The 20,024-nt window shown below is 63.1% G+C and carries 19 protein-coding genes and 3 pseudogenes; 18 read left to right on the forward strand and 4 right to left on the reverse strand.

Annotated elements, in window-relative coordinates:
- Window positions 1-131: 131 nt before the first annotated feature.
- From HAP48_RS28310 to HAP48_RS28385, 16 genes are all read left to right on the forward strand, one after another.
- Window positions 132-2,531 (forward strand): N-acetylmuramoyl-L-alanine amidase, encoded by a 2,400-nt coding sequence (locus HAP48_RS28310; protein ID WP_166208394.1) that lies wholly within the window; start codon window positions 132-134, stop codon window positions 2,529-2,531.
- A complete protein-coding gene (locus tag HAP48_RS28315; protein ID WP_166208392.1) occupies window positions 2,528-3,079 on the forward strand; it encodes a DNA circularization N-terminal domain-containing protein in 552 nt (183 codons plus the stop codon). The genes HAP48_RS28310 and HAP48_RS28315 overlap by 4 nt, the downstream gene beginning before the upstream one ends.
- The gene (locus tag HAP48_RS28320) at window positions 3,076-3,744 is read left to right on the forward strand and encodes a hypothetical protein (protein WP_029085681.1); all 669 of its coding nucleotides are present in this window, start codon (window positions 3,076-3,078) and stop codon (window positions 3,742-3,744) included. Before HAP48_RS28315 ends, HAP48_RS28320 begins: the two co-directional genes overlap by 4 nt.
- A gap of 5 nt (window positions 3,745-3,749) precedes the next feature.
- Window positions 3,750-4,820: a phage baseplate assembly protein gene (locus HAP48_RS28325; protein ID WP_166208390.1), complete on the forward strand. Its 1,071-nt coding sequence runs from the start codon at window positions 3,750-3,752 to the stop codon at window positions 4,818-4,820.
- A gap of 11 nt (window positions 4,821-4,831) precedes the next feature.
- The gene (locus HAP48_RS28330; RefSeq protein WP_029085683.1) at window positions 4,832-5,596 is read left to right on the forward strand and encodes a phage baseplate assembly protein domain-containing protein; all 765 of its coding nucleotides are present in this window, start codon (window positions 4,832-4,834) and stop codon (window positions 5,594-5,596) included.
- Between the two features lie 3 nt (window positions 5,597-5,599).
- Complete coding sequence (locus tag HAP48_RS28335) at window positions 5,600-6,118, forward strand: phage GP46 family protein (RefSeq protein WP_051346913.1); 519 nt, start codon at window positions 5,600-5,602, stop codon at window positions 6,116-6,118.
- Window positions 6,119-6,121: 3 nt separating this feature from the next.
- Window positions 6,122-7,234: a baseplate J/gp47 family protein gene (locus HAP48_RS28340; protein ID WP_176399239.1), complete on the forward strand. Its 1,113-nt coding sequence runs from the start codon at window positions 6,122-6,124 to the stop codon at window positions 7,232-7,234.
- On the forward strand, window positions 7,234-8,001 hold the full coding sequence (locus tag HAP48_RS28345) for a YmfQ family protein (protein ID WP_166208386.1): 768 nt from the start codon (window positions 7,234-7,236) through the stop codon (window positions 7,999-8,001). Before HAP48_RS28340 ends, HAP48_RS28345 begins: the two co-directional genes overlap by 1 nt.
- A 15-nt stretch (window positions 8,002-8,016) precedes the next feature.
- The gene (locus HAP48_RS28350) at window positions 8,017-9,312 is read left to right on the forward strand and encodes a hypothetical protein (protein ID WP_029085685.1); all 1,296 of its coding nucleotides are present in this window, start codon (window positions 8,017-8,019) and stop codon (window positions 9,310-9,312) included.
- Window positions 9,313-9,324: 12 nt separating this feature from the next.
- Window positions 9,325-9,909 (forward strand): DUF4376 domain-containing protein, encoded by a 585-nt coding sequence (locus HAP48_RS28355; RefSeq protein WP_166202942.1) that lies wholly within the window; start codon window positions 9,325-9,327, stop codon window positions 9,907-9,909.
- 3 nt (window positions 9,910-9,912) lie between these two features.
- On the forward strand, window positions 9,913-10,257 hold the full coding sequence (locus HAP48_RS28360) for a hypothetical protein (RefSeq protein WP_166202944.1): 345 nt from the start codon (window positions 9,913-9,915) through the stop codon (window positions 10,255-10,257).
- Entirely contained in the window at window positions 10,254-12,152 is a 1,899-nt protein-coding gene (locus HAP48_RS50195) for a collagen-like domain-containing protein (RefSeq protein ID WP_166202946.1), read from the forward strand. Before HAP48_RS28360 ends, HAP48_RS50195 begins: the two co-directional genes overlap by 4 nt.
- Before the next feature lie 348 nt (window positions 12,153-12,500).
- Window positions 12,501-13,154, forward strand: coding sequence for a hypothetical protein (locus HAP48_RS28370; protein WP_176399240.1), 654 nt, complete (start codon window positions 12,501-12,503; stop codon window positions 13,152-13,154).
- Window positions 13,147-13,512 (forward strand): hypothetical protein, encoded by a 366-nt coding sequence (locus HAP48_RS28375; RefSeq protein WP_156929198.1) that lies wholly within the window; start codon window positions 13,147-13,149, stop codon window positions 13,510-13,512. Before HAP48_RS28370 ends, HAP48_RS28375 begins: the two co-directional genes overlap by 8 nt.
- The gene (locus tag HAP48_RS28380; protein ID WP_029085690.1) at window positions 13,513-13,917 is read left to right on the forward strand and encodes a helix-turn-helix domain-containing protein; all 405 of its coding nucleotides are present in this window, start codon (window positions 13,513-13,515) and stop codon (window positions 13,915-13,917) included.
- Complete coding sequence (locus tag HAP48_RS28385; protein ID WP_224497164.1) at window positions 13,914-14,171, forward strand: hypothetical protein; 258 nt, start codon at window positions 13,914-13,916, stop codon at window positions 14,169-14,171. The genes HAP48_RS28380 and HAP48_RS28385 overlap by 4 nt, the downstream gene beginning before the upstream one ends.
- On the opposite strand, the pseudogene HAP48_RS28390 reads toward HAP48_RS28385, so the two are convergent.
- Window positions 14,170-14,586, reverse strand: a pseudogene (locus tag HAP48_RS28390) (transposase); the annotation flags it as partial. The gene HAP48_RS28385 and the pseudogene HAP48_RS28390 sit on opposite strands and share 2 nt — an antisense overlap.
- On the opposite strand from HAP48_RS28390, the gene HAP48_RS28395 reads away from it, so the two are divergent.
- Complete coding sequence (locus tag HAP48_RS28395; RefSeq protein ID WP_224497165.1) at window positions 14,585-14,728, forward strand: hypothetical protein; 144 nt, start codon at window positions 14,585-14,587, stop codon at window positions 14,726-14,728. The pseudogene HAP48_RS28390 and the gene HAP48_RS28395 overlap by 2 nt on opposite strands.
- A gap of 468 nt (window positions 14,729-15,196) precedes the next feature.
- On the opposite strand, the gene HAP48_RS28400 is transcribed toward HAP48_RS28395, so the two are convergent.
- Together HAP48_RS28400 and HAP48_RS28405 are read right to left on the reverse strand one after the other, a co-directional pair.
- On the reverse strand, window positions 15,197-17,143 hold the full coding sequence (locus HAP48_RS28400) for a glycosyltransferase (RefSeq protein WP_166202950.1): 1,947 nt from the start codon (window positions 17,141-17,143) through the stop codon (window positions 15,197-15,199).
- Entirely contained in the window at window positions 17,140-18,504 is a 1,365-nt protein-coding gene (locus tag HAP48_RS28405) for an HlyD family secretion protein (RefSeq protein WP_175612232.1), read from the reverse strand. The genes HAP48_RS28400 and HAP48_RS28405 overlap by 4 nt, the downstream gene beginning before the upstream one ends.
- Before the next feature lie 452 nt (window positions 18,505-18,956).
- On the opposite strand from HAP48_RS28405, the pseudogene HAP48_RS28410 reads away from it, so the two are divergent.
- Window positions 18,957-19,517 (forward strand): annotated as a pseudogene (locus tag HAP48_RS28410) (transposase); the annotation flags it as partial.
- Between the two features lie 170 nt (window positions 19,518-19,687).
- On the opposite strand, the pseudogene HAP48_RS28415 reads toward HAP48_RS28410, so the two are convergent.
- A pseudogene (locus tag HAP48_RS28415) lies at window positions 19,688-19,867 on the reverse strand (transposase); the annotation flags it as partial.
- Window positions 19,868-20,024: the final 157 nt, after the last annotated feature.

Here is a 20,024-nt window from a genome sequence, read left to right on the forward strand (position 1 = left end):
CGCCTGGCACGCTGGTATCACGTCAGCCCTGAAGTGTTTTTGTCGATGCCGCTGAGCGATGTCTGGTTGCACCTGCATCGCACCGCGCAGATTGACCGCGCGCAGCAGGCAGCAGCAGATGATGATGACTGATGGCCACTGAACAGGAAGAGCTGCGCCTAACAGTTACGCTGGCCGACAACGCTTCGGCTGGGCTGACGAAACTCAATGAAGAGGTCAAGCTGCTCGGCAGCGGCGCTGGTCAGCAGCATCTCGAAAAGTTCAAGCGCGAAACCGGCGAGCTGCAGCAAACGATTAAGGGCCTCGGCAACGAGATCGGCGAGACCTTCAAGGGGCTCGGCATGCTACGCGGCGGGCTGGCCGCTGGCGCCGCGGGGCTCGCGCTGTTCGGCTTCGAGATCATGCGGCAGAGCAAGGCGCTGGTCGAATATGCCGAGAAGATCAGGACGCTGAACCAGCAGGCGAAACAGATCGGCGTGAGCCCCTCGCAATACAAGGATGTCATCGAGCAGCTGAAGGCCTTCGGCATCTCGGGCGAGACCGCCGCCAATTCGGTGAGCGCGGTGTCGGCGAAGATCGCGGACCTGCAGCGCCAAGGCAGTCAGCTGCGGCTGGAGCTGCTGAAGAACGCAGGGCCCGATGCGCAGTCGGTCGCCAACATGCAGGCCTATCTCGACCGCCTGACGCATGCGAAGGACATCACCACCCAGCTCAACATCATCCGCGAGGGGGGCGAGCAGGTCTATCGCAACGCCATCAGGGCGGGAGCCAGCGAGCAGGAAGCCGCCAACCGCCGCAACAATTTCTGGCAGCTGCAGGGCTACAACGCGCAGCTGGCTGCGGCTGGCGCGCTCACCAAGCTGAGCGCCGAGGAGCAGAAACTCGCCGATGCGCGACAGGCCAACGCGGTGGCGCTGGCCAACCAGTGGGGACAGGTCACCAAGAAGTACGACGATCTGGTCGAGTCGATGAAGCAGCCCTTCATCCCGTACCTGATCACCGCGCTGAAGCTGGCCGAGGGCGCGCTCGATTCCCTCACCAAGAAGATCACACAAGTGCAGGAGGAGCACCTGCTGCGGCCCGACAAGGCCAAGGAGAGCATTCAGGAAAAGTTCGACAAGTTCGGCATCGGCGGCGGCGGTGGCGGAAGGTCATTCGAGGATCGATGGAAAGATCGCGTCCCGCAGGAGCTGGAGAAGAACACCGAGGCCACCAAGCAGCTGACCGAGCTGCTGCGCGGCGGCGGCTACCAGCCGACCGGATTCGGTGGCGGCGCTGGCGGCGGCGGCATCATCCCTGCAGCCTACAGTCCGGGCGGCGGCGGGCCCTTTGGGCCGCGCGGTGGCGGCGGCATGGGCCGCCCCTTCGGCGGCGGCGGCTATGCCGACCTCGGCCGGAGCGCGCCCTATGGCAGCGATGTCGGTGCAGGCTCGGGCGCAGGCGCAGGATCGACACCAGCGCATGGCGGCGGCGGTGGCGGCACGCCGAACACCAAGGGACCGATCTCGCTCGGCAAGGGCGACGATCCGCGCGGGATGGAGCCCTATATCCGCGAGACCGCAAAGAAGTATGGCGTCGATCCCGATACAGCGGTTCGCGTGGCGAAGTCGGAAGGCCTGCGGACCTTCCTCGGTGATCGCGGCAAGTCCGGCGGTGCATTCCAGCTCTATACAGGCGGCGGGCTCGGCAACGAGTTTCAGAAAAAGACCGGCCTCGATCCGCTCGATCCGGCGAACGAGAAAGCGACCATCGACTACGCGCTGTCGAATGTGGGGAAGACCGGCTGGCGTCCGTACCACGGTGCAGCACGCGTCGGCGTCGGGCCGCGCGAGGGATTGCCGGGAGGTCCAGCACCGAACGGGCAGACCGCTGGCCCAGGTAGCGGCGCTGGCGCTGGCGACACACCAGCGGGCGATCTGCCGCCGAGAGTGAGCGCAGTCGGCGGCGGTGATCCTGCAGCCTTCATCACCCATCATACTGGCGGGCGCGGCAGCGTTGCGGGCGTGCAGAACACGCTGCGCCAGCGCGGCCTCGGCGTTCAGTATGTGATGGATCGCGAAGGCAACATCGTCCAGACCGGCAGCCCCGGCGCGTCGCACATGAGAACCGGCTGGGGCAAGGGTGCAGGCCTCTCGAACCGCAATGTCGTCGGCATGGAGATCATCGCCAAGGACGACAAGGATGTCACGCCGCAGCAGGCGCAGGCCTATGCGAAGTTTATGGCGTTGCGATATCCGAACACGCCGATCTTCGGACATGGCGAAGTCAATCCGGGCCACAAGGAAGCCGACGAAGGCTTGACCGCGAAGCGCGCCGCGCTGGCGGTTCGGGATCGCCAGCAGATCGACAAGACGCAGGCCGCATCCACCAAGGTCGAAGGCACCGGCAAGATCAGTGTCGATGTCAACGCGCCGAAGGGCACCAGCGTCGGCGCTGAAGGCGGCGGCCTGTTCAAGAATGTCGAGATCAATCGCCAGACGCAGATGGAGCCCGCGCGCCGAGGGCCGGGAATGGAGAGCCCGCCGATATGAGCAACATTTTCGATCTGCCCGCGCTGTGGCGGCAAAGCCTGATGCCCGCCTCGTTCAATGGCGCTCGCTTCCATTGCGAGGCCAACGGGCGCGAGAGCGGGCGCAGGATCGTGCAGCATCAGTTCCCGAAAAAGGACCTGCCCTATGCCGAGGACATGGGCCGAGCTGCGCGCGAGTTCAACGTGCGCGGCTACTGCATCGTGTTTCCCTACGACAGCGGCGACTCGCTCTATCAGCGCGACTACCGCCAGCCGCGCGATCAGCTGGTCAGGCAGTTGGAGGCCGAAGGTCCAGGCACGCTGCAGCTGCCGACGCAGGCCTCGCAGCTGGTGATCTGCCCGCGCTATCGCCTGACCGAAGAGGAGCGCTTCGGCGGCTATTGCGTGATCGACATGACGTTCATGGAGTACGGGCTCGATCCGCAGACCTTTGCGCCAGCCGCCGCCACTGCCACCGCGATTGTGCAGACCAGCGAGGCGCTGCGATCTCAGGTGCTGCGCTCGCTGTCAGCTCTGCCGCTGCCGCCAGCGATTGGGCTCAACCGATGAAGCGGCTCGACGCCAATGAAGCCGCACCGATAGTTGACCGGATGCTGACCAATCTGCTTGGCACCGTGCCATCGCAGGGCCGCGCCGGATCAGAAGCCCGCACCGCCATCAGCGACACGCGGGCAAACGCTTACAAACTTTGCATCGATGACGCGCTGGGCCCGCCGCTCGATGAATGCTTCGAGCTGGCGCGGCAGGCTGGCGCGAAGGCGCAGCAGCTGGAGTATGTCCGCCAGCAGATCGAGGGCGAGGCCCCGGTAACGCTGGGCGGCGCGCTGGTGATGGACGCGGGCATCCGGCTTTGCCTCGCCGCGCAGTGCCGCATCATCGCCAGCATGACCTTTGTCAGCCGACAGGATGTCACCGCGATCAAGCAGCAGCTGCAGCAGCCGTTCCAGGACGCCGAGGAGATCGCCGCCGACGATATGGACCAGATGACTTTCCAGATGCTGGTGGCGCTGCATGGTGCCGTCACTCAGCATCTGGCAGCGACCGCGCGACCGCTGCCGCGCGTGGTCAACTTCAGATTTTACGAGCCGCTGCCGAGTCTGGTGATGGCTTACAAACTCTATGCCGACGCCTCGCGCAGCGATGAGCTGCGCGCCGAGAACAAGGTCGTGCATCCGGCTTTCTGCCAGCCGAGCGGCCAAGCGCTGTCGGCCTGATCATCATGCCGAAACCGCAAGAAGTCGCCGTTCTTGAAGTCAACGGCCAGAAGTTCGAAGACTGGGAATCGGTCTGGGTGCAGCACCGCTGGGCCGACAGCTTCACCTATTTCCGCTTCACTGCAGCCGAGCGCGACCCGATCATCAACAAGAAGGGCGGGCCCTTCCCGCTGATCGCAAAGCTGCAGTTCAAGCCGGGTGATCAATGCACCATCGATCTGGCTGGGCAGCGCGCGGTCAGCGGCTACATCGAGACGCGACAGGTCGCCTATGACGCGCACGCGCACGGCGTGATGCTGATCGGCAAGAGCGCCACCGCCTGGGCGGCGCGCTCAAGCGTTGATACCAAGACCGGCAACTTCGACAAGAAGAACATCGTGCAGGTGGCGCAGGAGGTGATCTCCTCCTATGGCGTCGGGCTGAAAGTGATCGGCTTGCCCGACATGACGCCGTTCGACAAGCTGCAGAACGAAAAGGGCGAGCTGGTCTGGGACTTCCTTGAACGCATCGCGCGACCTCGCGGCGTGGTGATGGGCTCGGATAGTCAGGGCAACTTCCTGCTGATCGGCGATCATTCCGGGGCTGTCGTGGCCCAGCTGGTGGAAGGCCAGAACATCAAATCATGCCAGTGCGTGATCACGCACGAGCATACCTATACCGAATATCGGGTCGATGGGCAGGCACCAGCCAGCGACGACAATTCAGGCACTGCCGCCAGCGAGCTGACCGGCAAGGTCGGCGGCTCATCCCCGGTGTTCAGCAAGCTGATCACTGCCGCCGAGCAGCCGGTGAAGACGCAGGCCGAGATACAGGCCCGCGCGAAGAACGAAAGCGTCTGGCATGAAGGCACCACGATTCAGGCAACCATCGTGGTGCAAGGCTGGCTGCGCGATGGCTCCAGCCTCTGGCGCGCAGGCGATGATGTCTTCGTCTACTCGCCGATGGCGATGCTGAACAACAATATGAAAATGCAGAACTGCACATTCACCCAGGACAACAATACCGGGACGCTGACCACGCTCGATCTGGTGAACCCCGAGCTGCTGCGAGATCGCGCGAACTTCAACCCCGGCTAGAGGAGCAGACTATGCACCGGGCCACGCCGCTTAATACTTCGATCCGCGCCTATACCGCAGGCGGGGCGCGCAGCGTCGTCGATAAGGTGGACGACACCAAGCTGATGCAGGAGATGGGCGGCAACTTTATGGCCAACGAGACCCGCTCCGAGATCGAGGCCGCGCAGAATTATGGTTTCACCAGCGTGGTGTTTGATGCCGAGAAGGGGCAGGACGGCAAGATCACCGCGAGCGCCGAGACCTTCATCGGATTCATGGGCGGCAACCGATCCTTCCCGGCATCGGGCCCGATGGATGATCGGCGGCATCGGCTCTACAAGCTGGACAAAGGCGACACCGCGATGTTTCGCGGGCGCGGCGACAAGCAGCAATTCCACATGACGCAGGATGGTGGATTCTGGAGCGCGCCGCAGAACAAGACCGTGCGCATGGCGCTGGTCGATCAGGACAGCGAAGGCAATTCCAGCCAGAGCAGCGGTGGCGCGGGCGTGCAGGCGCTCGATGGCAGCGCTGGCGGATCGCAGGGCGGCCAGCAAAAGCGCGGGCAGGAATCGCTCAAGAAGGACAACCAGAAGGCCAGCCGCTTTGTCGATGTCACCGCTGGAGCCACGCGCCTCGCGGGCAAGGAAGCGCACCTGATGCTCGATGACGGAAAAATCTATGTGCATGTCGTCGGCGGCGAGGTCTACCTCGGGGCCAAGAAAGGCGAAGCCACTTTCGGGCGCGTCGGCACCGACGCAGGACTCTCGGTCAACGTCTACGCCAAGGTCGGGTGAGCGATGAGCAGCGCCGCGAATGTCCCCGACATCCGGCTGGTCCAGAACAATATCTTTCCGAAATATTCCGTCACGCTGGACTGGCTGCTGCTGCCCGATGGCACGCTGGACGACTCGCAGGCGTTGGCGACAGCGGTCTGCGTTGCGCTCGGCACCAACGCGCTGGCCGCGCCTGATGATGTGCTGCCCGATCCTGACAGCAACGATCGCTGCGGCTGGTGGGGCGATCTCGACGCCGAGCTGATCTGGAACGGCTGGCCCATCGGCTCGAAGCTGTGGCTGCTGCGCCGCGCCAAGATCAACCCGGCATCGGCGCGCGAGGGCTCCACCGTGATGATGGTCGAGAACTACATTCGCGTCGCCATGCAGCCATTCGTGGATCGCAAGGTTTGCTCCAGCTTCGATGTCTGGGTGAACCGCGTGGACACGCAACGCATCGACGCACTGCTGAGAGTTTATCGAGGACCCGCGCAGCCGATTGATCTGCGTTACGAGGTGCTCTGGGACGCGATGGGGCCGTAGCGGATGCCTTGGTCAACACCAACACTGCGAGAAGTCCGCTCGCTGGTGCGCGATGCCGTGAATGCATCGCTGCCTGGAGCTGATGCCAATATTGGCAACAGCGTGCTGCGCGTGCTGTCGGACAATCAGGGCGCGCTCTGCCATCTGACCCTGCAGTATATCGACTGGCTCGCGCTGCAGCTGCTGCCTGACACCGCCGAGACCGAGTGGCTCGACCGCCACGGCGATATCTGGCTGGTCAATTCCGATGGATCGACGGGCCGCAAGATGCCCGCGCTGGCGACCGGCACCGCCAACATCATCGGCACCATCAACGGCACCGTGCTGCCAGCCTTCACGCAACTGCAGAGCGGATTCGGCATGCCTGCCAATACCGGCTCGCCGAACCAGAGCGTGACTTTCGAGACGATGGAGGACATCACCGTCTCGGTCGCCGCGCCTGTCGTCGCCAATATCCGCGCGCTCGATCCCGGCACGCTCGGCAATATTCCCGATGGCTCCTCGCTGATCATCGTGCCGCCCGTCAATGGCGTCGGCTCGGCCTCGACCATCCACGTCAGCGGCGGCACCGACATCGAGACCGATGCGCAGCTGCGATCCCGCATCCTGCACCGCATCCAGAACCCGCCGATGGGCGGCAGCATCGCCGACTATGAGCAATGGGCGCTTGCGGTCCCCGGCGTGACGCGCGCATGGGCCGCGCCAGAGCAAGGCGTCGGCACCATCACCGTGCGCTTCCTGATGGACGATCTCTATCCCGATGACGATGGCTGGCCGCAGCCCGACGACATCCAGCGGGCCGCCGACTACATCGACAAGATGCGCCCGGTCACGGTCAAGGATTGCTACGTGCTCGCGCCGATCAAGCAGTTCATCGATGTCAACGTCGCCGAGCTGGTGCCTGACACCGATGAAGCCAAGGCCGAGATCGAGGCCAGCATTCGCGACATGCTGTTCCTGCAGGCCGCGCCTGGACAAACCATCTTCGCGGCGTGGGTCAGTTTCGCCATCATGAACGCCCCGCATGTGCAGTCCTTCCGGCTGATCTCCACCAGCGATTACGTGATGGCATCGGTCGGCAGCATGGCGGTGCTCGGCACCATCAGTTACGTCTGATGAGCGACCGTCACATCCGGCGCAGCGGCAGCGACTACACCGAGGCCTATCTCGCGCTACTGCCGCAGGGCCAAGCATGGCCGAGGCACGCGCCTGACAGCACTACGGTGCGCGGGATCACCGGCCTGTGCGATTACTGGGGCTTCGTGGATGGCCGGGCCGCCGATCTGCTGGAGCGCGAGAGCGATCCGCGCCAGACCATCGAGCTGCTGCCGGACTGGGAGCGCAACTGGGGCCTGCCCGATCCCTGCTATCAAAGCCCGCAAAGCATCGCGGAGCGACAGCAGGCGCTGATCATGCGCATGACGATGCAGGGCGCGCAGTCGCGCGAGTTCTTCATCGGCATCGCCGCGCAGATCGGCTACTCGGTCACGATCACCGAATACCGGACCTTCGTGGTCGGCCTCGACCGCGTCGGGGACAATCGCGTTCACGGCGACGGCTCCAACCCGATGTACAACGAGTGGGGCCAGCCGATCAAAAATCCGGACGGCGAGAACGTCGCGCTCGGCGAGCTGTCGGAATGGTCATACTACGGGCTCGGCCCCGACACCAACCGCTTCTATTGGACGGTGCATGTGCATCAGGCGGGCCTCGTCTGGTTTCGCTGCGCATCGAGCCAGTGCGGCGCCGATCCTCATCTGCGCATCAAGTTGGCCGATGACCTTGAGTGCCTGCTCAACCGTTGGAAGCCAGCGCACACGCAGATCATCTTCGACTATTCCGGTCTCAGCGATCCGGGCGATCCGATGGCTGGGACGCCATAGCGGCGGGGAAAGCAAATGAAGTACAACGCACCATATGGCGTGAGCGATCCGAACGGCCCGTACATCAACGGCGATCCCTCCACCGGGCAGATGGGCTCGATCCCGCCAGCGGCTTCGATTGAGTATCCGCAGCGCGAGCTGGTCAACTTCTTCACCGATGCGGGGCTGGTGCCTGACAATGCGGACCTGCACCAGACATCGAAGTCGGTGCAATCCGCTGGCGTGATCAGAGGCATCGACAGCGGCGCGGTGAACATTCTTTCGATTGCCCTGACCCCGGCGCTGACCGCGTACATCGACGGCATGTTCGTCTGGGTGCGGGTCGCGATCACCAACACCGGCCCTGCGGTGCTTTCGATCAACGGGTTGAGCGGCAAGAACATCGTGCGGCGCGGCGGCCCTGCGCTGCAGGCCGGTGATCTTCCGGGTGGCTACTGGGCGCTGCTTGTCTACAATGGACCGCACGGAAATTTCGAGCTGTACGGCGCATCGTTCGCGCCTGCGGCCTTCGTGCCGATCCTCGCCGCCAACACCAATCTTTACGTCAACCCAGTGACCGGCGACGACGCGCTGTACGATGGCTCGCAGGCGGTTGTCGCCGCGCCGCACGGCCCGTTCAGGACCATCGTTCGCGCGATGCAGGAGACGTTCAAGTACGGGCCTTCGGTCTACACGATGACCATCAATCTGTCGGCTGGCACCTTCAATGAGCCGTGCGTGACGCCGAACGTGATTGGCCCGTCGATCATCGTCAAGGGTGCCGGTCCAACCCAGACCTTCGTGATGGGAGCCAACAACCAGCACACCTTCCTCTGCACCAGCGCCAACAACATGGTGGTGCGCGATCTCTGCACCCAGACCGGCACCGGCCAAGGCCCGCCGTGCAATTTCGCCGCATCAAGCGGCGGCTCGATCGCCACGATCAACACGGCATCGCAGGGCGCGACTGCCGGTTATATTTTCGAAGCGTATGGCGGCTATCTCTATCCCGGCAGCCACACCTTCAACACGGGCAGCTCCTGTCAGGAACTCTTCGCGGCCTTCTTCAGTGGCTTCATCGGCCTGCAGCAGGGTTCAGTGTTCAACTTCGCCGGTTCAATGAACGTCACGGCGGCGATTGCCGTCGCCAGTTCGAACGGATCGATTGCGGTGCCGGTGCCAGGCGCACCGACCTTCCCCGGCGCAGGCTTCGTCACCGGCCAGAAGTATTTCGCCGCCCTCAACGGCGTCATCAACACGCAGGGGTCTGGCGCGAGCTACTTCCCCGGCAACCAACCGGGCGTCCTCACAAGCGGCGGCCAGTACAATTAAGGGAGCGCTTCGATGTTCAACCCGAAAGATTGGTATTGGCACGTCGCGGGCGATGCAGCCAACGTGCTTTCGTCGGCGCGCAACATCTATGTGCCGACCAGCGACAGCGATTATGCGGCGTGGCTCACGAGCAACGGCATGGCTGACGCGCCTTCGGTGCCGGATGAAGCCGACATCTACCACTATGTCAGCGACTTCCTGCCGCTGTATCTATGGGACGGCGCGAACTTCTCGCAGCCTGCGGCAGGCCAGTACAGCAAGGCGCAACTGCAGAACTACAACGGCACCGCGCGCCTCAACAAGGTCAACGGCGGCATGACGGCGGCGGGCATCCCGGTCAAGACCGATGATCGCTCGCGCGGCCGGATCTCCGATGGTCGTGCCTTGGCTCTGGCCGACAGCACCTACACCACGAAGTGGTTCGGCTCGGATGGGCTGTTCTACGATGTCGATGCCCCGACCATGATCCAGATGTCGGCCAAGGTCGCCGAGCACACCAACCAGTGTTACATGGCCTTTGAGCAGACCAGCGCGGGCATCTCGGGCGGCAGCATCACAACGCTGGCGGCAATCGACGCGGCCTATCAGGGATTCTGAGCGATGGCCACGGTCAACATCACCGTTGCGAACGATGCGGACTTCTTCCGCAGCTTCCTCTATCGCACGCTCAGCGGTGATCCCATCGACCTGACCGGCGCAGCGTTCGTGATGAAGGCGCGCAGGCATGCGCAGGATGCGACCGCCTTCCTAACGCTCTCGACCGACACCGGAGAGATCGACATCGCCGATGGACCGGGCGGCAGCTTCACCGTGCTGATCACGCGCGAGCGGCTGCTGGAGATGACCATCGGCCCCTATGACCAGTCGCTGGTGATGACGCTGAACGGCGTCAAGCAGCAGCTCTGGTCTGGCGTGCTCACCGTCAACCCCGGACCATCGCGATGAACGACTTTTCGATCACGCAGACGCTGGATGTGACCGGCGAGGTCGAGATCATTCAGGACGATGTTGCGATCATCATCTCACCCGATCAGGGCCCGCCTGGAGCGCGCGGCAATTCGGTGCTGAGCGGCACCAGCGATCCCACCAGCTCGCTCGGCGTCGATGGCGACTTCTACTACAACGAGGAGACCCATCAATTCTACGGGCCGAAGGAAGGCGGCATCTGGCCTGCGCCTGTGCTCCTGACAGGCCCGCAGGGGCCGCAGGGCGCGCAAGGCATCCAAGGCCCTGTCGGCCCGGAAGGCCCTGTCGGCCCGACCGGCGCAGCCTCGACAGTGCCGGGGCCGCCGGGGCCGCAGGGCGTGCAGGGCAATACCGGCCCGCAAGGCGTGATCGGCAATACCGGCCCGCAAGGCGCGCAGGGCGTGCAAGGGCCGCAGGGCAATCCGGGCGTCGATGGCAACACCGTGCTGTACGGCACCGTTGCGCCGACTGCCGGGATCGGCGTCAACGGCAACTTCTACATCAACACCGCAACCAACTTCATCTATGGGCCGAAGGCTGGCGGCGCGTGGCCGTCAGGCACGTCGCTGGTTGGTCCGCAAGGCCCGCAGGGCGTTCAAGGCGTGCCCGGTGCAGGCAGTCCAGGCACCGCTACGCCGATCATGGCCAGCGTCGGCGCTGTCGGCGTCTCGGGTAACTTCTCGCGCGAGGATCACGTTCACCCATCCGACACCTCGCGTGTCATCAAGGCGGGCGACCGAATGACCGGCGCGCTGCGCGTCGGCTCAGTGCGACCTGCACCGGCCTACCCCGCGTCTGTCGGCAGCTATTCAATGTCGATTGATGCCAGCTTGGGGTTCAATGTCTTCGTGAGCGCCGATGGCTCGCAATGGTTAGCGCAGAGCGCCGGTTATGGTGTCGCGATCATTGATGATCCACCGACAGGCAATCTGAATTTCTTTGCGTCACCCGCTTCGGTCGCCGCTGGCGGTCTGATGACGCTGAATACGACCGCGACGCTGACGCAGCAGGGCCAGTGGCAGCCGAAGTCGATTGCCATGACCGGCGACAATGGTTTCGGTGCCATCACGCTTTACCGCACAGGCGGCGTGACCTACGGAACGCTTGGCGTCGATGCGAGCGGCTACAACATCAATCTGAGCGCTGGCACGATCCCGATCAACATCTGCTTCTCTGGCATCGTCAGGGCGGTTTTTGCAAGTTCCGGTGGGCTGTCGATCAACCAACCGAACGCCACCAATATAACAGCGTTGAGCGTCATCGGCGCAACCGCAAGCTATGCCGCCGACTGTCGAGCCAATGGGCCGGGCTTCGCCGGGGTCGTCGGATGGGCGAACGGCACCAGCCTGTACGGCATGAGCGGCGAGAACCTGTCCGGCACCACTTATTCGTTCTACGGCAACACTGGCGCCTTCCTTGCCGCAGGCGCTTGGCAAACATCGGATGCCCGCGTCAAGAGCGTCACCAGACAGACTGATCCCGCTGCCGCGCTCGCCATCGTCAATGCGCTGCCGGTGAATGAATTCACGCCAGCGAACCCAGCGGCGCGCGAGATGTTTTTCGGGCGCGCTGATGTCGCCAACGAAACGCTGTACGGCTGGAATGCACAGGATGTCCAACTGCTCGTGCCGATTGCCGTTCGCGACATCGGCGTCCCGGTTGTGGACCGTGTGATGCGCGCGGCGCTCAAGCACATCGACATCCCGGAGCTGGACAGCAAGGAAGCCGAAGCGCTCGGCGAAGAGGAGATGTCGATCAAGGCGATCAACGACCGCTACATGCTGACGACACTGTGGTCGGCGGTGCAGCGGCTATCGACGCAGAACGATGAGTTGCGCGCGGAGATCGACGCGCTGAAAGCAGCAAGCTCATGAGAGCTGCGGCACCGGGATGACGCCTGTCACAAACCGCATATTCTCCCTAACCTTGGCCCCGCTTCTGCGGGGGCTCGTTTTTGAAATCACGCATTGGTGGCAGTTTGTACTCGCCCACGACCGAAGATATTTTGCTCCGCTATACAACCGACACGGTGTCACTTATTTTAACAGCTCCTTGGGGGTCGGTCTCGTTCTCGCTGGGGCAGCATGAGACGCCCTTTGGCAAAAAGTGTGTGCGACAAAGGCGAGGAAAAACTCGTGCGGCATCTCAAGCTGCCTTTACCCTTCTGCCCCAATCTCACATCGCCGACCTGAAACCTGATCAACGCAAAGGTGATCAAAGCGATGCCTAAAACGTTTCCTATCAGACTCGAAGTAGAAGAGATCGCGCTCGGCCCCGTGCTGCGCAAACTAAATGACATGCCCGGAATAGTAGACCTGCATCTCGACCTCGGCCACGGCGGTCAAGGAGCTGGACGGAAGCAGCTAGAGGAAGCAGCTGCGAAGGCTCGCAACGGCGAGAGCGCTGAGGAGCTCACCGTCAAGCTGTTGTTGTTGGGGCCGACGCACATCAGCGAGATCAGCGCCGCACTCGGCGGAAACAAGACGCGCGCTTACGGGGCTGTGCATCAGCTGCGCAAGAAAGGCCTTGCTGAAGCTGGTGCGAATAAGGGCGTGCACCAACTCACCGCCCAGGCGCGGGCTCAGCTCGGCGGCGCAGTGCCTGCGCTGCCAGCTCCTGATGTGAAGCATGGGCCTGTGGGCCGCGCCTCTCCCGGCTCAGGCAACATCTTGCTGCGTGCTGCGCTTGAAGCAGGCCCGGTGTCGCCTGCCGATCTGCGCAAGCACATGGCGGCGAAGGGCATGTCGCCGAAGAGTGTTGCAGGTGTGCTGGACCGCGCCAAGCGCGGCGGTCTGATCAAGAAGAACGGCAGCGGCTACGAGCTGACGGCGAAAGGACATAAGATCGAGATGATGGGAGCAGCGCACAATGGCTAGGGGGTTTATGCGAACTTACCGGACGTACTCCTACATCGACAAAAATCCGGTCATCGACAAGATGCGCACGCTGATACAGGACGAGGGTTTGATCAAGAAGCTGAAGATCGTTCACGAAATCTCGGGCGTCTCGACTTCGACGCTCGACAATTGGTTCAACGGCACGACGAGATCGCCGCAGCATGCGACCATCGCCGCCGTGATCACCTCGCTCGGTTACGAGGAAGAGTTCGTCAAGAAAAAGGAGATCGACGTCGAGTCCGAGCGCAAGGTGGCCGCCGATTGGCTGGCGCGGCAAGAGCGCAAAGCGCAATCCAAACCGAAGAAGCGTACCAACGGTCACTCAAGGAGAAAGTAGATGCCAGCACGCAAAACCCACCCGCGCACGGTCACCGGGATCGACAAGATCATCGGCAACCGGCTGCGGCAACGCAGACTGGAATTGCATATCAGCCAATCCGAGCTGGCCGATAAGCTGGGCGTCAGTTTTCAGCAGGTCCAGAAATACGAGAAGGGCGTCAACCGCGTCAGCACGGGACGCCTGCAGCAGATCGCCACCGTGCTCGAAAGCGACGTGTCGTTCTTCATGGGCGATCTGGTCGGCAGCAAAAAGCCGCCGACGGTGACGAAGCTCGCGGGCTTCTTGGCAACCAAGGATGGCGTCGAGATCAACGAGGCGATGCTGCGGCTCGATCAGACGCACCGCCGCGCCGTGATCGCCTTGGCGCGCACGCTTGGCACCGCCTACGGAGTCGAAGCATGAGCGAAAAAGAGTTGCGTATAATGTTCGACCGGGCCTCGCAATTTTGCGAGGCCCACTTCGCCAAGCGCGCCGAGATCGCGCCGATGTGGCACGCGATCACATCCGATGGCGAGACGCTGATCGAGCCGCACCCGACTTTTCTCGGCAAGGATATGGCGGCGGCGATGATGCGCGTCTTCTTCGATCTGCGCGATGTGGTCCGCTACGTCTACATCGGCGAAGCATGGACGCTGCACCGGATGATCCAGCCCTGATGAGCTTGCCGATCAACTTCATCAGCGTTGTCACGGTGCGAGCGGCCCGCTTGCGCAGCGCCGTCTTCAGCTTTGAGAATGCCATTTCGATCGGATTGAGGTCCGGCGAGTAGGCCGGCAAATAGCGCACTTTGGCGCCGACCGCTTCGATCGCCTGGCGAACGCCGTCGATCTTGTGGGTGCGCAGGTTATCCTTGAAGACGATATCGCGTCTGCGCAGACGTCGGCGCGAGATGGCGGCAAGGTGAAGTAGCGGTACAAACCCCTTTTTGATTTCATGACGTGGGCCGCCCGGATGTGCAGACATCTGCGCATCCGCGTGGCCTACCCTTTTCGGTAGGCGGCAACCGTCGGTGAGGCATGTAAACTTATCGGGATCGATCTGTCTTTCTGCCCGCGCGGAGGCCCTCGCCATGAAGCGGATGTCGCCCCCTGAAGCGATCGCGGCCGTCGCCTTGTTAGCGATCTTCGCGTTTGCGATTTGGTTTCGCGCCATTGGCGTGAACATCGAGCACTCGTCGTCGAACCGTGCGCGATCGATGGTCACACTTCGATGACCATAGAAAATAGCAGAGGTCGGGATGCGTAAGATGCTGGTCTATGGCTCAGCTCGATAGAGTCTTGCCTCGGCTGTCACGGAATCGGGTACGAAGCCGTACAGGCCCATAGAACGCGAACTGAGAGGAGTTGGCCGCCATTTGTCATTCGGCCCTTTAATTGCAGTTTATTGTCAAGCCCCCCTTTTGAACTCGCCAACGGCACGACGGTAGCGCTTGTGCCGTCGGATGTGAATCGGCGTGGGGTCCGGACGCCGATCGGCGTCCCAAGTGCTTGATTGACTTCGCGCGTGCGGGGTCAATGTTCAGCGTCGATTCACACAAGCGCGAACCCGGATTCCATCGGGCCGCACAGTTTGCGGTAAAATGGATTCCGGGCTCTCGCTTTCGCGAGCCCTCGATGCGCAATTGCGCATCGGGGAATGACGACGGATGGGACTGCTGCAGGCCCACCTCATTCATACCGCTCTAGCCGAACAGCCGCATCAGCAGGGCCTTGCCGACCGGCGCTGCGCGGACACTGCGGAAGGCGCGGACATATTCGCCGGCATAGAATGCGCGCACGACATTGATCCGCGTCGCAACCGCGTCCTCGAAGCGGACGCCGAAGCCATCGCGGGTGCGGCGGACCACGAGCGCGGCCACGTTCTGTCCGTAGACATTGCACTTGATCGAGGCGCCGATTGCGGGAGGGGCGGGATCGATGAAGCGCGCGCCCGAGATCGAAATGTCGACCATCCGGACCAGCCGCGGCTCCGTACCTCCGTGAATCAGGATCGGCTCGTCACGCTCGAAGCGCTCGGCCTTGCGACGCCGCGGCTGCTCGATGCAAATGAAGCACACGATCGCGAGCACGACGCAATTATAGAGGCTCCAGGCCAGCGCCAGCCCCCCATAGGCGATGCTGTCGCCGCGCACGTGGAGGATGAATGCGTAGGCGATCGCCAGCAGCGTGATGAGCAAGGCGCTGCCATAGAGCCGCAGCAGCGGCCACTCGATGAAGCGGCGATCGCGGTCACCGCCCTTGGCCGTCACCTTGAACTTGTGGCCTTGCGGCTTGGCGAGGCCGATCACGACCGCCTTCAGGACCGCGGGGGCTGCGATGCATTGCGACACGTCGGTCATGATCGCGAGCGAGCGACCGCGCGAGATCCAAGCCATGGTGAAGGCGTGCCAGACATAGAACGGCATGAAGTACTTCAGAAGCTCGAACAGATCGGCGTGAACCGCCTTGATGCCGAACAGCAGATAGAGCCACGGCACGACGAGGCCGAAAACCTTGGTGCCATAGAGCGCCGCCCAGCTCATGAAGGCGTCGACCAGCGACAGCCGGTCCATGAAGGCGAGCTTCGATTGCCGCGAGAACGGCCCGCTGCGGCCCCTGAAGATCTGCATGAAGCCGAGACACCAGCGCCCGCGCTGGGTGATGTATTCCTTCAATCCTTCCGGCGCGAGACCGATGGTCAGGCGCTCGTTGAGATAGACCGTGCGCAATCCCCTTTCCTTCAGGCGCAGCGTGACGAGATAATCCTCCGTCACCGAATCGGTCGGAAAGCCGCCGATCTGCATCAGGCCGGAAAAGCGGATCAGCGATGAGGTTCCGCAGCAAAATGCCGTGCCCCAGGCGTCCTTGGCCGGCATCAGGATGTCGAAGAAGAAACGCTGTTCGTCGGGCCAGACGTCGGTTGCGGCGAGATTGGTCTGGATCGGATCCGGATTGATGAAGTGCTGCGGCGTCTGCACGACGCCGACGGTGCCGTCCTGCATCAGGCTCATCGCCCGCGTTAGGAAGTCCGGCATCGGGACAAAATCCGCATCGAGGATCGAGACGAACTCCGGCCGGTCCGGCAGCCCGGAAACGTGCTGGAGCGCATGATTGATGTTGCCGGCCTTGGCATGGCGGTTGTCCGGACGGGTCAGATAGTTGCAGCCGAGCTCCTGGGCGAGCCGGCGCAGCCAGAGCCGCCGTCCGTCGTCGAGCACCCAGACGCGATAATCGGGATAGTTCAGCCCGGTGGCGCCGATGATGGTGCGCTCGAGGATCGCCTTCTCTTCATTGTAGGTGCAGATGAAGACGTCGACGCGCGGCGCATCCGTCAACGCCTTGGATTGACGCAGGATGGCATTGACGGCGGGCGAGCGGTCGATGGTGCGGCTGAGGAACAGCAGCGACAGGCACACCGCGATCATCGAGGCCGCCTCGGCCGCCACGAAGGGATAGCCGACCACCGCGTCGGCGGTGAGCCCCAACGGCGGCAGGCTCTGGGTCACCCGCCAGACGAAGTAGTGCAACAGCAGCAGGAACGATATGCCGGTCATCATGACGCGCCCCAGCGTCTGCTCGCGCCGGAGCAGCGGCAGGATCGCAAGGCAGGCGCCTAAGGCGACCAGCCCGGGCGCGAATGCCGCCATCATGACTTTGCCGCGTCCGTGTTGAACACCACCCGCCCGGTTCGGCCGACCACGCAATCCTTGCCCGTGGTGTCGAGCTCCGGCATCGAGACCGTCACCCGGTACGGTTCCTTGTTCAGCGCATCCGGATTGATCGCAAGGTTCGCGGGCGCCCCCGATGCACCGGTGAGGTTGGCGATCTCACCCTTGATCGAAGCGCTGCCGTCGTTCGGCTCAAAGCTCGCCCGCTCACCAAGCCTGAGGCGGTTATAGACGCCTTCGGTGACATTGGCGGTGACCACTGCGCCGGTGCAATCGAGCAGCTTGAGCAGGGGCTGCCCGGCCCTGACGTCCTCGCCCGGCGACGTCATCATCTCCCAGATGCGTCCGGCGACCGGCGCCTTGATGTCGGCTTCCGCCCGGTTGATGTAGTGCAATTGCTCCGAGGCAATCTCGTGGGTGAGCCAGTCGATCTCCGCATCGGAATGCACCAGATCGGCGCGCAGATCGCTGACGCGCTGGCGCATCTCCTCTTCGCGTTGCACGGAACTCGGCCGGTCATTGTAGCTGTCGCCAAGATAGGTGCCGTTCCTTGCCGCGGTGAGTTCGACCTTGGCGGCGTCGAGCCGGCGCTGCGCGCCTATCTCGGTCTGATGGGCGATCGCCTGCTCGCGCGTCAGCCGGGCCATTTCGACCGTCGAGACGCTGCCCGATTTGACCAGCGACGAGGCGCGTTCAACCGCCGCCGTCGCTTCTTCCCGTCGCGCGGCCGCGGCCTCGATCGCGGTCTGGATTTCGGCGATCCGCGCCTCGAGCTGGAGGATGCGGCCGTCGCGGAACTGGGCCGCCTGGCGCGCGAGGTCCTGTTGCGACGTCTCGGCGGCCGCAAGCTTTGCGGCGAGACTCGGGCGCTCATTCTCCATCCGGGACATCTGCCGCCGGAGATCGTCGAGCCGCACCCGATCGCCGCGCGCGTTGACGACATGAAGGATCGTATCGCCTTCGTGGACCACACTGAGCTGCGTGGAGCTCTGCGGCTTCGCACTCACGGTGCCGTCGATCGGCGAGCGCAGGGTTACGATCCTGGCATTGACCACGGCCTCGACGCTCGAGGTCTGCAGCACGGCTTTCAGCGGCAGCCATCCGAAGATCGCGACGAGGGCGAGGCCAATGCCGACCTTGAGCAGGCGCCGAACCCACCGGCCCGAGCCTGCAGGCGCTTCGGGATGGGGGGCGCTATCATTGACAGGCTCGCTGACCGGCTCGTCGTCCGCCGGCTGCAAGCGGTCCTGCAAATCGCGCTGCAACCCCCGTGCGCCCGATTCCTCGTCCTTGCTGACGGACGTATGATCTTCGGGAACGGGCTTCTGCTGTTCCTGATTCATGATGACCGGACCTGAACTGTCAGTGCGCGCGGGGTTCAGAAACCGTAATCCTGAACGGCCAATGTGCTTTTGGGGTGCCCCTTCGACATAGGCGCACCGTCCCACCGAACGGGGCCGTTATACGCTGGCCCATTGATGGCCACTGATGCTATCTTGGGTTTCTGGGGCCCAAGCCGAGGGTTGCAAACAACCTAGACGTTTGCAACAGTCAGTTTCTACTTAGGGTGCGACGAAACCGCGCGCTCTCGTAAAGCGGTTGCAAGGCTCGACGCTGACGGAAGACACTGTGAATCGGCGTGGGGTCCGGACGCCGATCGGCGTCCCAAGTGCTTGATTGACTTCGCGCGTGCGGGGGCAATGTTCAGCGTCGATTCACAAACAGGCAGAGCGCTTGTCGTCTCCCTCACACCTGTGAGCGTGCCGCGCTCGATGCCACTTGCAGCGGCCGTTCTCGATTACGTCAAAGCACCCTGGATGGGCACCTGCCGTTCCTGGACGCGCAGTGGTCAGGCGGCTGTCGCAACGGTGCCGAACTCTGGCGCCGTTTGAGAGGGCAAGGCTTTAAGGGATCGCTGCGCGTGGTGGCGGAATGGGCCACGCGACGGCGACGCGCCGAGACTATCAGCCGTCAACAATTGCAGAAGGTCCCCGCCGCCAGGACGATAGCGCAGTTGTTGACGACGAAGCGCGACCACCTAAGCAAGGCCGAGACCGTAACGGTTGCCGCTATTGAACAAAGCGTTCCTATGCTGGCCGATGCCCACGCTCTCGTTGGCCGCTTCCACGCGATGATCAGAAAGAGGGGCGAGATCGAGCTCGAACCTTGGATAGATGAATCCTAGCGGAGCCTCATTGGCTCGTTCGCGAATGGCATCGCCAAAGATAAGGGCGCGGTGCACGCGGCTATCACGCAACCATGGTCCAATGGCCAAGTGGAAGCTCAGATCACCAAACTCAAGCTGGTCAAACGGCAGATGTACGGGCGCGCTAAGCTCGATCTCCTTCAGGGCTAGCCCGTCCTATTCGTGAGAGTGCTTTTTTTAGTCCGATTGATGTGGCCGCACATCTGCTCTGACGAGGCGCGCGGGATTGCCTTCGGCTTTTCACCGCCTGACGACCCGTACTTTGCAACGCGCTTGAGGTGTAGGGTTGGGCGAACGGGGGGCGGACGCCCCGCCGGTCCAGGACCGAGCGGCAGCAGCGCGCCTGGCAAGCCGCGGATCAGGTCGGCTTCGGGACATGCCGCGGCAAACGCAAGGCGAATGCGGCTCGTGGTCTCGACGACACGGGCAGCGAGTTTCAAGAGCCGAAGACGCAGCGTCGCGAACTCGGCAGTGGCCAATTCCCGGACTTTGGGAATTGAGAAGCAGTATTTTGTCTCTGAATCTTCGGTCTATCGGCTGTTGACGGCGAAGCGCGCAGGTCATGCACCATGCTCGAGGCACGTTGTCGTCATCAGTTTCTCGACAGCTTCCCCATTTAACAGGGTTGGTCGCACTGGAAGCACATCGGCTGCCGAT

The sequence above is a fragment of the Bradyrhizobium septentrionale genome, assembly GCF_011516645.4.
GTDB classification, from domain to species: Bacteria; Pseudomonadota; Alphaproteobacteria; order Rhizobiales; family Xanthobacteraceae; genus Bradyrhizobium; species Bradyrhizobium septentrionale.

Bases quoted from the DNA above. Each gene is read 5' to 3' on its own strand.
- HAP48_RS28380 (WP_029085690.1), top strand. From the start codon at position 13,513: ATGCCAGCACGCAAAACCCACCCGCGCACGGTCACCGGGATCGACAAG.
- HAP48_RS28370 (WP_176399240.1), top strand. From the start codon at position 12,501: ATGCCTAAAACGTTTCCTATCAGACTCGAAGTAGAAGAGATCGCGCTC.
- HAP48_RS28375 (WP_156929198.1), top strand. From the start codon at position 13,147: ATGGCTAGGGGGTTTATGCGAACTTACCGGACGTACTCCTACATCGAC.
- HAP48_RS28340 (WP_176399239.1), top strand. From the start codon at position 6,122: ATGCCTTGGTCAACACCAACACTGCGAGAAGTCCGCTCGCTGGTGCGC.
- HAP48_RS50195 (WP_166202946.1), top strand. From the start codon at position 10,254: ATGAACGACTTTTCGATCACGCAGACGCTGGATGTGACCGGCGAGGTC.
- HAP48_RS28360 (WP_166202944.1), top strand. From the start codon at position 9,913: ATGGCCACGGTCAACATCACCGTTGCGAACGATGCGGACTTCTTCCGC.
- HAP48_RS28405 (WP_175612232.1), bottom strand. From the start codon at position 18,504: ATGAATCAGGAACAGCAGAAGCCCGTTCCCGAAGATCATACGTCCGTC.
- HAP48_RS28350 (WP_029085685.1), top strand. From the start codon at position 8,017: ATGAAGTACAACGCACCATATGGCGTGAGCGATCCGAACGGCCCGTAC.
- HAP48_RS28400 (WP_166202950.1), bottom strand. From the start codon at position 17,143: ATGATGGCGGCATTCGCGCCCGGGCTGGTCGCCTTAGGCGCCTGCCTT.
- HAP48_RS28330 (WP_029085683.1), top strand. From the start codon at position 4,832: ATGCACCGGGCCACGCCGCTTAATACTTCGATCCGCGCCTATACCGCA.
- HAP48_RS28310 (WP_166208394.1), top strand. From the start codon at position 132: ATGGCCACTGAACAGGAAGAGCTGCGCCTAACAGTTACGCTGGCCGAC.
- HAP48_RS28345 (WP_166208386.1), top strand. From the start codon at position 7,234: ATGAGCGACCGTCACATCCGGCGCAGCGGCAGCGACTACACCGAGGCC.
- HAP48_RS28355 (WP_166202942.1), top strand. From the start codon at position 9,325: ATGTTCAACCCGAAAGATTGGTATTGGCACGTCGCGGGCGATGCAGCC.
- HAP48_RS28320 (WP_029085681.1), top strand. From the start codon at position 3,076: ATGAAGCGGCTCGACGCCAATGAAGCCGCACCGATAGTTGACCGGATG.
- HAP48_RS28385 (WP_224497164.1), top strand. From the start codon at position 13,914: ATGAGCGAAAAAGAGTTGCGTATAATGTTCGACCGGGCCTCGCAATTT.
- HAP48_RS28325 (WP_166208390.1), top strand. From the start codon at position 3,750: ATGCCGAAACCGCAAGAAGTCGCCGTTCTTGAAGTCAACGGCCAGAAG.
- HAP48_RS28395 (WP_224497165.1), top strand. From the start codon at position 14,585: ATGAAGCGGATGTCGCCCCCTGAAGCGATCGCGGCCGTCGCCTTGTTA.
- HAP48_RS28335 (WP_051346913.1), top strand. From the start codon at position 5,600: ATGAGCAGCGCCGCGAATGTCCCCGACATCCGGCTGGTCCAGAACAAT.
- HAP48_RS28315 (WP_166208392.1), top strand. From the start codon at position 2,528: ATGAGCAACATTTTCGATCTGCCCGCGCTGTGGCGGCAAAGCCTGATG.